Annotated in this window: 11 protein-coding genes; 8 read left to right on the forward strand and 3 right to left on the reverse strand. The window is 66.9% G+C overall.

What is annotated here, in order from left to right:
- Nucleotides 1–28 precede the first annotated feature (28 nt).
- From purE to manA, 3 genes are read left to right on the forward strand one after another with little or no spacing between them, the layout of a single operon-like run.
- Entirely contained in the window at nucleotides 29–529 is a 501-nt protein-coding gene (gene purE / locus ACIPUB_RS07705) for a 5-(carboxyamino)imidazole ribonucleotide mutase (RefSeq protein WP_407606865.1), read from the forward strand.
- 8 nt (nucleotides 530–537) lie between these two features.
- Entirely contained in the window at nucleotides 538–2,160 is a 1,623-nt protein-coding gene (locus ACIPUB_RS07710; protein WP_407606855.1) for an LCP family protein, read from the forward strand.
- 41 nt (nucleotides 2,161–2,201) lie between these two features.
- A complete protein-coding gene (gene manA, locus ACIPUB_RS07715; RefSeq protein ID WP_407606866.1) occupies nucleotides 2,202–3,458 on the forward strand; it encodes a mannose-6-phosphate isomerase, class I in 1,257 nt (418 codons plus the stop codon).
- Nucleotides 3,459–3,549: 91 nt separating this feature from the next.
- Here manA and glpX read toward each other — a convergent pair whose 3' ends face one another.
- Nucleotides 3,550–4,572, reverse strand: a complete 1,023-nt coding sequence (gene glpX / locus ACIPUB_RS07720; protein ID WP_407606856.1) for a class II fructose-bisphosphatase — start codon at nucleotides 4,570–4,572, stop codon at nucleotides 3,550–3,552.
- 174 nt (nucleotides 4,573–4,746) lie between these two features.
- Here glpX and ACIPUB_RS07725 point away from each other — a divergent pair, with 174 nt between their 5' ends.
- From ACIPUB_RS07725 to ACIPUB_RS07745, 5 genes are all read left to right on the forward strand, one after another.
- A complete protein-coding gene (locus ACIPUB_RS07725) occupies nucleotides 4,747–5,430 on the forward strand; it encodes a DUF4245 family protein (RefSeq protein ID WP_407606857.1) in 684 nt (227 codons plus the stop codon).
- Between the two features lie 98 nt (nucleotides 5,431–5,528).
- The gene (locus tag ACIPUB_RS07730) at nucleotides 5,529–6,167 is read left to right on the forward strand and encodes a carbonic anhydrase (RefSeq protein ID WP_407606858.1); all 639 of its coding nucleotides are present in this window, start codon (nucleotides 5,529–5,531) and stop codon (nucleotides 6,165–6,167) included.
- Nucleotides 6,168–6,314: 147 nt separating this feature from the next.
- The gene (locus ACIPUB_RS07735) at nucleotides 6,315–7,727 is read left to right on the forward strand and encodes a class II fumarate hydratase (RefSeq protein ID WP_407606859.1); all 1,413 of its coding nucleotides are present in this window, start codon (nucleotides 6,315–6,317) and stop codon (nucleotides 7,725–7,727) included.
- 171 nt (nucleotides 7,728–7,898) lie between these two features.
- A complete protein-coding gene (locus ACIPUB_RS07740; RefSeq protein WP_407606860.1) occupies nucleotides 7,899–8,576 on the forward strand; it encodes a TetR/AcrR family transcriptional regulator in 678 nt (225 codons plus the stop codon).
- A 52-nt stretch (nucleotides 8,577–8,628) separates the two neighbouring features.
- Nucleotides 8,629–10,311: an MDR family MFS transporter gene (locus ACIPUB_RS07745; RefSeq protein WP_407606861.1), complete on the forward strand. Its 1,683-nt coding sequence runs from the start codon at nucleotides 8,629–8,631 to the stop codon at nucleotides 10,309–10,311.
- 112 nt (nucleotides 10,312–10,423) lie between these two features.
- Here ACIPUB_RS07745 and ACIPUB_RS07750 read toward each other — a convergent pair whose 3' ends face one another.
- Together ACIPUB_RS07750 and ACIPUB_RS07755 are read right to left on the reverse strand one after the other, a co-directional pair.
- Nucleotides 10,424–10,909, reverse strand: a complete 486-nt coding sequence (locus ACIPUB_RS07750; protein ID WP_407606862.1) for an NUDIX hydrolase — start codon at nucleotides 10,907–10,909, stop codon at nucleotides 10,424–10,426.
- 56 nt (nucleotides 10,910–10,965) lie between these two features.
- On the reverse strand, nucleotides 10,966–11,484 hold the full coding sequence (locus tag ACIPUB_RS07755) for a prepilin peptidase (protein WP_407606863.1): 519 nt from the start codon (nucleotides 11,482–11,484) through the stop codon (nucleotides 10,966–10,968).
- Nucleotides 11,485–11,647 lie beyond the last annotated feature (163 nt).

Here is an 11,647-nt window from a genome sequence, read left to right on the forward strand (position 1 = left end):
CACTCCCGCACCCCTGGTTTCCCTGGTCATGGGCTCCGACTCGGACTGGCCCGTCATGAAGCTGGCCGCCGAGGCGCTGCGCGAATTCGGCATACCCTTCGAAGCCGACGTCGTCTCGGCCCACCGCATGCCCGAGGACATGATCGCCTACGGCAAGGAAGCCCACACCCGCGGCATCCGCGTGATCATCGCCGGAGCCGGCGGAGCCGCCCACCTGCCGGGCATGCTCGCCTCGGTCACCCCGCTGCCGGTCATCGGCGTTCCGGTGCCGCTTAAGACGCTCGACGGCATGGACTCGTTGCTCTCCATCGTCCAGATGCCGGCCGGCGTGCCGGTCGCCACCGTCTCCATTGGCGGGGCGCGCAACGCGGGCCTGCTTGCAGTGCGGATGCTGGCCACCGGTACCGACGAACTCGCCGCCGCACTGCAGGAAAAGCTCATTGACTTCGCCGCCGAGCTGCGCCAGGTCGCAGCCGACAAGGGCGCCGCCCTGCGGGCCGCCGTCGCCTCCGAAGCCCCCGGCACGTAAGGACCCCTATGACTTCGACCCGCCGCTCGTCCCACGACCCCGACCTGCTACCGGACCCTGTCTCGGCCCCGGCACCGGTGCGCTCCAAGCGCGCACTGTTCCTGCTGCTGCTGACAACGTTCTTCCCCGGCAGCGCCCAATGGGTTTCCGGGAATCGCGCCCTTGGCGGGTTCGTCATGCGCGTCACCATCGCCTGCTGGGCCTTGCTCCTGGTGGTGCTGGCGCTCGCACTGCTCAAGCGCGACTGGCTGCTGGGATTCTTTGCCCAGGCCTGGGTGCAGCTGGGATCTTCGCTGCTGCTGATGGTGCTGGCGGCCGGCTGGCTCTTGATGTTCCTGAACACGCTGGCGATCATCCGCCCCCGGTACCTGGCCCCCGGGGCCAGGATCGGGCTGACTGCCACGTTGCTGGTGGTGGCCCTGGCCATCACCGGGTCCCTGGGCTACGGCGCATTTGTGATGAACAAGGGCCGCGAGACCATTTCCAGCGTCTTTACCGCCGGACCCGCCTTCAAGCCGGTCGACGGACGCTACAACATCGCGGTGTTCGGCGCCGACTCGGCGGGCAACCGCGAGGGGGTGCGCACCGATTCCATGTCGCTGCTGTCCGTCGATGCCAAGACCGGCAAGTCGTTGCTGATCTCCATCCCGCGCAACATGCAGAACGCCCAGTTCTCCAAGGACTCCCCCATGCGCGAGATCTACCCCAAGGGGTACAACTGCGGGGATGAGTGCCTGTTCAATGCGATCTATCGCGACGCCACCGACAACCACGCCGACCTGTACCCGGATGCGGCGAATCCCGGTGCCGAAGCCACCATGGACGCCATCGAGGGCACCACTGGCCTGACGGTCCAGTCGTACGTGATGATCGACATGGCCGGGTTCGCCGGGTTCATCAACGCCATGGGCGGGGTCAAGGTCGACTCCGGCGGCTGGGTCCCCTACAACGGCAAGTACTGGCCCAACTCCTCGGTCAACACGCATTGGTTCGCCCCCGGCGAGCAGACGCTCACCGGGAAGCAGGCCCTCTGGTTTGCCCGCTCCCGCGACTTCACCACGGACTACCACCGCATCGCGCGCCAGCAGTGCCTGCAGCAGGCCATGATTTCCCAGTTCAGCCCCAAGACCATGCTCACGCGCTTCACCTCCATCATGGACGCCGGCGAGCAGCTGGTGGAGACCGACATCCCGCAGCAGCAGCTCGGTTCCTTCCTGAACCTGGCCGACAAGGCCCGCCAGACCCCGTTCAAGCGCCTGACCCTGGGTGCCCCTGACTTCGGGTCCGCTGGTGACAAATTCTCCACCTACCCGGACTTCGACGAGATCCACTCGCGCATCGATGGACTCATCGCCGCACAAAACGAATCCCCGGCCAAGAAGTCCGCTGAGGCCACCAAGGGATCGGCCAAGGACACGGAATCCTCCGCGCCGGCAAAGTCGACCAAGGATTCCGGGACCAAGCGCAATTCCGAGCCCGGCAAGATCAACACGGCGCCTGCGGATGTACCCACGGCCCAGGCCGACGGGTCGGAACTGACCGAGCGCTACCTGGTCACCCTGGAGCAAATTGGTCGCACCGACCTGCTGGGGAAAATCGCAGCCAACAACAATGAATGCTCGGTGCCCTGACCCGTCCGGGCACAAAATCCCCCATAGCCTGAAGGACCATGATGTATCGCCTGACAAACACCATCCGTGACTATGCCTGGGGATCCACCGGCGCCATCAGCGGGCTTCTGGGTACCGATCCCAGCGGCAAGCCGGAAGCCGAAATGTGGCTCGGAGCCCACCCTTCCGCGCCTTCGCTGGCCTCCGACGGACGGCCCGGTGGCGCGGACACCGGCCTGGACCGGCTGATCGCCGCCGACCCCCAGGGGCTGCTGGGTCCCGAGGTCGCGGCTGCCTACGGCAGGCTGCCGTTCCTGATGAAGCTGTTGGCAGCGGGCAAGCCGTTGTCCATCCAGGTGCACCCCTCCGCCGATCAGGCGTCAGCCGGGTACGCGGCGGAGAACGCCGCGGGCCTTGCCGCCGATGCTCCGCAGCGCAATTACCGCGACGGTTCGCACAAGCCGGAAATGATCTACGCGCTAACCGATTTCGCCGCGCTGAGCGGCTTCCGCTCCCCCGCGGATACCGCCGGGCTCTTTGGCACCCTGGGCGCGGCGTTGGAAGCCGAGGCCGCGGAAACCTGCGCCAGGATCGTCTCGTTGCTCTCGAACCGCGACGAGGCCGAGGCGCTGCGCTCGACCTGCGAATACCTGCTCGGCGGATCCCCGGAGCTCGGGCGGCTTGGTGCCGCCGCGCTGCGCGCCATGGAGGCGAACCCCGCCCTGGCCGACCACCCCTCGCTGGCGGAGTTGCCGCGGATCAACGAACACTACCCGGACGACATCGGCGTGCTCGTCTCGCTGCTGCTGAACCTGGTGGTGCTGGAACCCGGGCAGGCCATCTACCTGGGTGCCGGAAACGTGCATGCCTACCTGCGCGGGCTCGGCGTGGAGGTCATGGCCAACTCGGACAACGTGCTGCGCGGCGGATTGACGCCAAAGCACATCGACGTGCCCGAGCTGCTGCGCGTCAGCAGCTTCGAGGCACTGGGCGTCCCGCACCTGGAAGCCACCGAGACCATGTACGGCCAGCAGGTCTTCACCCCGCCCTTTGCCGAATTCCAGCTCCAGCACATCGAACTGTCCGCCGTGGCCGACGCCGCCGACATGGGCGGCGGGGACGTGCCGGTGGCCGCCAACGGCCCGGTCATCGTGCTCTGCATCGAGGGCGAGGTGCTCATTGACACCCCGCGCGGGGACGAGCTTTTGCGTCGCGGCGATTCGCTGTTCATCGGCGCCAACGAGGCCCCGGCCATGGCACGGCGCAGCGCGAATGCTGCGGGGCGCGCCTTCGCCGTGACGCCGCAGGCGCTCCCCTAGGTCCCGCGGCAGCCAAGACACAGAGAGGCCCGGCAGGATTCGCTTCCTGCCGGGCCTCGCTATGTCCGGGCGGCACTGCCGCCGGTGTGGCTTAGCGCGTGTAGGCTTCCCACTTGTCGGACTGGTGCTCGCCGTCGACGATGCGGATGGTGCCCGACTTGGAGCGCATCACGATCGACTGGGTGTGGATGCGGTTGTTCTTGTACCGCACCCCGCGCAGCAGGTCGCCGTCGGTGATGCCGGTGGCGGCAAAGTAGCAGTTGTCGGAGGTGACCAGGTCGTTGGTGGTCAGCACCCGGTCCAGGTCGTGGCCGGCGTCGATGGCCCGCTGCTTCTCGTCGTCGTCCGTGGGCCACAGGCGGCCCTGGATGATGCCGCCGAGCGACTTGATGGCGCAGGCGGTGACGATGCCTTCGGGGGTTCCGCCGATGCCCATCAGCACATCCACGCCGGTGTTGTCGCGGGTGGCCGCAATGGCGCCGGCAACGTCGCCGTCCATGATGAACTTGGTGCGTGCGCCGGCGGCGCGGATCTCGTCAACCAGGCCCTGGTGGCGCGGGCGGTCCAGGATGCACACGGTGATTTCGTTGATCTTCTTGCCCTTGGCCTTGGCAATCAGGTGCAGGTTCTGCTTGACCGGCAGGCGCAGGTCGACCAGCTCGGCCGCCTCGGGTCCGGTGACAAGCTTTTCCATGTAGAAGACCGCAGAGGGGTCGAACATGGAGCCGCGGTCGGCAACGGCCAGGACCGAGAGTGCATTGTTGATGCCCAGGGCGGTCAGGCGGGTGCCGTCGATCGGGTCAACTGCAACGTCGCATTCGGCGCCGGTTCCGTCGCCCACGCGTTCGCCATTGAACAGCATCGGGGCTTCGTCTTTTTCGCCTTCGCCGATGACGACAACGCCATTGAAGGACACGGTGGAGAGCAGCGAACGCATGGCGTCGACGGCCGCGCCGTCGGCGGCGTTCTTGTCGCCGAAACCGACCCAGGGGCTCGAGGCGATCGCTGCGGCCTCGGTGGCACGCACCAATTCAAGGGCCAGGTTGCGGTCGGGCGACGCGTCGCTGACAGACAGTCGTGGGGACAGGTGGGCAAAATTCGTGGCTTCAGTCACGGTCTTCCTCGTCGTTGAGATCTGTTAGTTTGCCGAGGGGCCAACAGCTCCCATCATATCTCCCGTCACTGGCTGCGCCCCCCTTGGCTACGACTTGTGCGACGCATCCGGCGCCCTGCGGTGCCCGGGTCCGCCCGTTTAGATTCTGCGCGGCGGATGCGCGAGAATGGAGGGGTGAGTGAACACCCCGAAGGCCCAGCCGTACCCGCCAACACCCCCGCATCCGCCAACACCCCGGCGTCCGCGGACACGGCCATGCCGTCGCACGGGCTTGACTCGGCACCTGCCGATGCGCAGCAGCCCGCCAAGCCGGTGCTGACTCCCAAGCAGGCCAAGCGCGCCAACCAAACGCTCAAGGGCATGATCATTTCGGTGTTGCTCACCGTGGCGGTGGCGGTCCCCGTCATCCTCATCAACCCGGCGGACAAGGCCGAGACCTTCCGCGCGCCGGTGGATGTCGCCGATGTTGCCTCGCAGGCCGCGGCGGATGCGGATTTCACGCCCTGGGCACCGAACCTTCCCGAGGGTGACTACGTAAACTTCGCGCGCTGGATCACCGGGAATGTCGACGGGATCAAGTACTGGGAGTTCGGGGTCGTCACCAAGGACGACGAGTTCGTGTGGGTCAGGCAGACTGCCGGGGCCAACCCGTCATGGCTGGCAGCGGCCACCGAAAACGCCTCCCCCGCCGGTACCCACTCCGTCGACGGGACCGACTGGGAACTGCGTACCAAGGACAAGGACCAAATTCTGGTCTCGACGCGCGGAACCTCCACCATCGTGCTGACCAGTGACAGCGGCTTGGACACCCTCGACAAGCTGGCCCGCCTGGCCCAGCACGAGATCCCCGCCAACTAACTCCCCGCCCCCGGGCATGCGGTAACTGCGCCCGAATGAGACATTCGACACAATGCATTCACCGGCGTGCCCCGTCTCGGGCGTCTAAGCTAAAAAACATGAATGATTCCGACGTCTCCGTCGACCACCTTGAGTTGACTCCCGCAGAAGCCTGGCGCAAGCTGCGCGAGGGCAATTCCCGCTTCGTGGCCGGCCACACCGACCACCCCAACCAGGATGCGCTGCGCCGCCAGTTCCTGGTGGACAAGCAGCACCCCTTCGCGGTGATCTTCGGCTGCTCGGATTCGCGCCTCGCCGCGGAAATCATCTTCGACCTGGGCCTGGGCGACGTCTTCGTGGTGCGCACCGCCGGACACGTGATCGACTCGGCGGCGCTTGGCTCCCTGGAGTACTCGGTGGCGATGCTGAACGTCCCGTTGATCGTGGTGCTGGGCCACGACTCCTGCGGCGCGGTGACGGCAACGATCGACTCGGTGGAAAGCGGAACCATGCCCCCGGGCTTCATCCGCGACCTCGTCGAGCACATCACCCCCTCGGTGATCACCGCCCGGCGCAACGGCATCCGCGACGTCAACACCACCGTCGTCGAGCACGTCCAGCAGACCACCCACCGCCTCGTGGAACAGTCGCGCATCGTTTCCTCCGCCGTGGAGGAGGGCCGCACCGCGGTGATCGGGGTGACCTACCGCCTGGCCGAGGGCAAGGCGGAAATGGTCTCGGGCTTCGGCATCCTCTAGGCAGCACCTCCGCGCCCCTCCCGGACCGGTTTTCCGGATCCTGCCGGGGGTCCTGCCGCGGGCGCTTTTATTCCCGCGTTCGCCATTGGGGTGAACTGTGCGCCCGGCCACTGCCGAACCGGGTGCATGCGGCGTAGCGTGTCTGGCATGGACACTTCTGCAGACTTCCGCATTGAACACGACACCATGGGCGAGGTCCGCGTACCGGCCGCAGCCCTCTACCGGGCCCAGACCCAGCGCGCCGTGGAGAACTTCCCGATCTCCGGCAAGAAGCTCGAGGCCGCGCACATCCGGGCTCTGGCCCAGGTGAAGAAGGCCGCCGCCCTGGCGAACCTGGAACTCGGGGTGCTGGATTCCGAGCGCGCGCACGCCATCGTGGCGTCCGCCGACGAGGTCGCCGCCAACAAGTACGACGAGCATTTCCCCATCGACGTGTTCCAGACCGGCTCGGGAACCTCGAGCAACATGAACATGAACGAGGTGCTGGCCGAGCTGGCCACCCGCGCACTGGCCGCGGCCGGCTCCGGCACCGTGGTGCACCCCAACGACCACGTCAATGCCTCGCAGTCCTCCAACGACGTGTTCCCCACCTCGGTGCACGTCGCTGCGACCGCCGGGCTGCTGGGTGACGTCGTCCCGGGCCTCGAGGTGCTGGCAGCATCCCTGGAGGCCAAGGCCGCAGAGTTCAAGGACGTGGTGAAGTCCGGGCGCACCCACCTGATGGACGCGACCCCGGTGACCCTGGGCCAGGAATTCGGCGGCTACGCCGCGCAGATGCGCTACGGAATCGAGCGCATCCTGGCCTCGCTCCCGCGGGTGGCCGAGGTGCCCTTGGGCGGCACCGCGGTGGGCACCGGCATCAACACCCCCGAGGGGTTCCCCGAACGCGTCATCGAGCTGCTCGCCGCGGACACCGGGCTGCCGCTGACCGAGGCCCGGAACCACTTCGAGGCGCAGGCCAACCGCGACGGGCTCATCGAGGCCTCGGCCCAGCTGCGCAACATCGCGATCTCGCTGATGAAGATCAACAACGACCTGCGCTGGATGGGCTCGGGCCCCAACACCGGCCTGGGCGAGATCGCGATCCCGGACCTGCAGCCGGGCTCCTCGATCATGCCGGGCAAGGTCAACCCGGTCATCTCCGAGGCAGCGATCATGGTCGCCGCCCAGGTGATCGGCAACGACACCGCGATCGCGTGGTCCGGCACCAACGGGGCGTTCGAGCTGAACGTCGGCATTCCGGTGATGGCCTCGAACCTACTCGAGTCCATCCGCCTGCTGGGCAACACCACCCGGGTCATGGCCGAGAAGATGGTCGACGGGATCACCGCGAACGTGGAACGCGCCCGCTTCCTGGCCGAGGCCTCCCCCTCGATCGTCACCCCGCTGAACAAGCTCATCGGCTACGAGAACGCCGCGAAGATCGCCAAGAAGGCGGTTGCCGATTCGCTCACGGTCCGCGAGGCCACCGTGGCGCTCGGCTTCGTCGAGCGTGGCGATCTCACCGAGGCGCAGCTCGATGAACTGCTCGATGTCACCACCATGACCGGCAAGCACTGACACCAACCCAACACCCCCGCAAGCAGCGGCGGCCCCTCGAGGAAGGTATATCCATTCCTCGGCGGGCCGCCGTTTGAGTGTCCGGGCGGCGGCGCCGAGGGGCGCTGGGGCGTTCCGTGAGGGGGCCCACTTAAGTTGCACTCAGCAACTAATAGTGCAAAACTGCACTCTGTGAACAATAGTGCAAATGGTCCTTCCGCCGACTCGGCCACCCCGCCGACCCTCAGCGCCCGCATGTTGAAAACCCGGCTGTCCATCTCGCGGAACGCACGAGAGCTGACGGCGGAAAACGGCTTTGCGGGGTTCACCGTCGAGGAACTCTGCGCCCGCGTGGGGATCTCGCGGCGCACCTTCTTCAACTACTTCGCCACCAAGCTCGACGCCGTCTTCGGGCACGCCGAGGACGGGCTGCCAGCCGAGGCGCTCGAGCGGTTCATGAACGCCCGGCCCGTCGGCACCGTGGGCATCTCCCCCACCCTGCTGGCCGACCTGGTGGCCCTGGTGCGGGAACAGCTGCGCATCGACGACGCCGAGATCCGCGGTGTCCACGGCTTCTTCACGATCCTGCACCGCGAGCCGGAACTGCTGGCACGCATGATGAAGGTCGGCCCGGAACGCCAGGCCGAATTCACCGCCATGGTGGCCAGGCGCGAAGGAGTCGAAGCCGACCACGGCGGCATCGGCATGCTGGTGCACGCCCTGCAGTTCGCCACCCACCGTGCCATCGAACGCTACCTGGCTTCACCCGACGGGCCATCGCTGGAGGAAGAATTCCTCTCCGTCATGCGCCAGACCCGGAAATTGTTCGGCCAGCCCCTGCTTCACGGGGAGCATCCCCCCGCCCCCTGACCCGACGGTCCGACCCGCCACTCATCTTTCCCACCACACCCAAGGAACCACCATGTCAACCACCACCGCGCCCCGGACACCCCCGGGCCCGGCGCCGTTGCTGCTGACGCAACGGCGCATCTGGATCATCTTCTCCGCGCTGATCGCCGGCATGATGCTCTCCTCCCTCGACCAGACCATCGTCTCCACCGCAATGCCCACCATCGTGGGCCAACTCGGCGGCGTCGAACACCAGGCCTGGATCACCACCGCCTACCTGCTGGCCACCACCATCGTCATGCCGATCTACGGCAAGTTCGGCGACGTCTTGGGCCGGCGCAACCTCTTCCTGATCGCGATCGCCCTGTTCACCCTGGCCTCCGTCGGCGCGGCCTTTGCCGGGAGCTTCTGGATGTTCGTGTTCTTCCGCGCCATGCAGGGGTTGGGTGGCGGCGGCCTGATGATCCTCTCGCAGGCCATCATCGCCGACATCGTCCCGGCCTCTGAGCGCGGGAAGTACATGGGCCCGCTGGGTGCCATCTTCGGCCTTTCGGCCGTGGCCGGTCCGCTGCTGGGCGGATTCTTCGTCGACCACCTCACCTGGCAGTGGGCGTTCTACATCAACATCCCCATCGGCATCGGCGCCTTCCTGATCGCCTGGTTCGCCCTCACCATCCCGAACAAGAAGTCCACCAAGAAGATCGACGTGCTCGGGGTGCTGCTGCTTTCCATCGCCACCACCTGCCTGATCTTCTTCACCGACTTCGGCGGGAACAAGAACCACGGCTGGGCGGCCCCCGAGACCTGGGCCTGGGGCGTGGGAATGCTCGCGGCCATCGTGCTCTTCGTGATCACCGAGGCACGTGCCGAGGACCCGATCATCCCGCTCTCACTGTTCAAGAACCGGATCTTCGTCAATGCCACGGCCATCGGCTTCACCCTGGGCCTTGGCATGTTCGCGGCCATCGCCTTCGTGCCGACGTTCCTGCAGATGTCCTCGGGCACCTCGGCCGCCGTTTCCGGGCTGCTGATGCTCCCGATGATGCTTGGCCTGATGGGCACCAGCATCTGGTCGGGCATCGCGATCACCAAGACCGGCAAGTACAAGGGATACCCGATCGCCGGTGCCCTGGTCACAGCGCTGGCAATGCTCGCTTTCACCACGCTCTCGGCAACCACCCCGCTGTGGCTGATCTGCGTGTACCTGTTCGTGTTCGGTGCCGGCCTGGGGCTGATCATGCAGGTAGTGGTGTTGGTGGTGCAGAACGCCGTGGATCCCGCCATGGTCGGCACGGCGACCTCCACGAACAACTACTTCCGCGAGGTCGGTGCGTCCCTGGGCGTGGCGATCTTCGGTGCCATGTTCACCAACCGGCTCTCCGAGAAGCTCACCGACGTCTTCACCGGCGCCGGGGCCAGCGCCGCGGATGCGGGCAACGCCACCGCAACCCTGGACCCGCAGACCATGGCGCAGCTGCCCGAGGGCGTGCGCGAGGGCATCGTCAATGCCTACGCCGACTCGCTGGCACCGGTGTTCTGGTACCTGATCCCGTTCATCCTCATCGCCTTCGTGCTGGCGCTGTTCCTCAAGCAGGTCAAGCTCTCGGACACCGCCGGCATGGTGGCCCGCGGCGAGGCCATCGGCGGCGAGGAAGCCAAGGCGCTGGAGGACGCGGCACGGTTCGGCGACAAGCTGCCCGCCGGCGCCTCCGGCAGCCCGGCAGAAACCGACGGGACCTTCGAGACGAAGCGTTAAGGTTCTTTCCCCGCCAAACAATGGTGCCCCGCAAGATCCTGCATTCCTTCCCGCGCGGGGGGGATGCAGGGTCTTGCTGGGCGCTTTTTGCGTTCGTCGGGACGGCAGTGGATCAGGCGGTGCCCTGGGTGCCGGTGATGAAGTGGCCGGCTTCCTTCGGCTCGAGGGTCCAGTCGATGGCGCGCTGGTGCTTGGGCGGCAGGGCCGGCAGCCGGCCCAACCCGAACCATCCGACCTGGAGGTTCTCGTCGTCGTTGACCTTCGCCTCCCCGCCCAGGTACTCGCCGGCCAGGATGATGTCCAGGTATTGGGCGCGGTCCCCGTTGGGATACACCGCCTCGTCGGTGGTGGCCACCCCGACCAGCCGGGTGATTGCGCAGTGCACCGCGGTCTCCTCGAACACCTCGCGCACCGCCGCGATGGCGGGCTCCTCGCCCGGCTCCAGGATGCCGGCCGGAAGCGTCCAGCGTCCGTTGTCGGCCCGGCGGACCAGCAGCACGCGGCCCTCGTGGATCACCACGGCCTTCACGCCGGGCAGCCACAGCGGGTCATTGCCGATCTTGCGGCGCATTTGGATGATGAATTCCGGTGTGGGCATGGAGATGTTCCGGTGTCTTTCGTGTGTCGTGGATTCCGGGCGTGGTCTTGGCTTGGCTAACCGGCCACGGCCAGGGCAAGGGCCCCGCCCGCCAGCATGAAGGGGCCGAAGGCAACGGAGGACCGCAGCGTGACCTTGCGCGCCAAAAGCAACACCACCGACCAGAGGGCCCCGATGATGAAGGCAAACGCGGTGGCCCACAACAGGTGGGTGTAGGAGAGGAAACCGAGGTAAAGTCCCAGCACGGCGGCGAGCTTCACGTCCCCCAGCCCCATGCCCGCGGGCGCAATCAGGTGCAGCACCAGGTAGCCGGCGAACAGGATCACGGCTCCCAGCACCATGCGCAGCAAGATCATGGGTTCCCCGGCCAACAATGCGGCAGCGCCCAGCAACGCCAGGGCGGCGATGAACCATGGTCCCAGGATGCGGTTGGGCAGCAGGTGCGACTTGAAGTCGATGATGGTCAGGCGCACGGCGTTGAACAGGTACAGCGCCAGGGCCAGCGCTGCCAGGATTCCCGCCACCGTGGCCAGGGCCGGGTCGGCGGCAAACCACTGCAGGATGAGTTGCGGCATGGGCCAAACCTTACGCGGTGCCCGCCGCCGCCGTCGGCGGCGGCACGCCACCGGCGGGACAATCCCCCGCAATGTGACTCCTCGCTACACTGAAGGCATGGACCAGCACCCCGGCGCTGACGTATTCCCCGACCCCGACAGGGCCCCGGGCAAGGAACTCATG

The sequence above is a fragment of the Paeniglutamicibacter sp. ORCA_105 genome (genome assembly GCF_045798545.1).
GTDB classification, from domain to species: domain Bacteria; phylum Actinomycetota; class Actinomycetes; order Actinomycetales; family Micrococcaceae; genus Paeniglutamicibacter; species Paeniglutamicibacter sulfureus.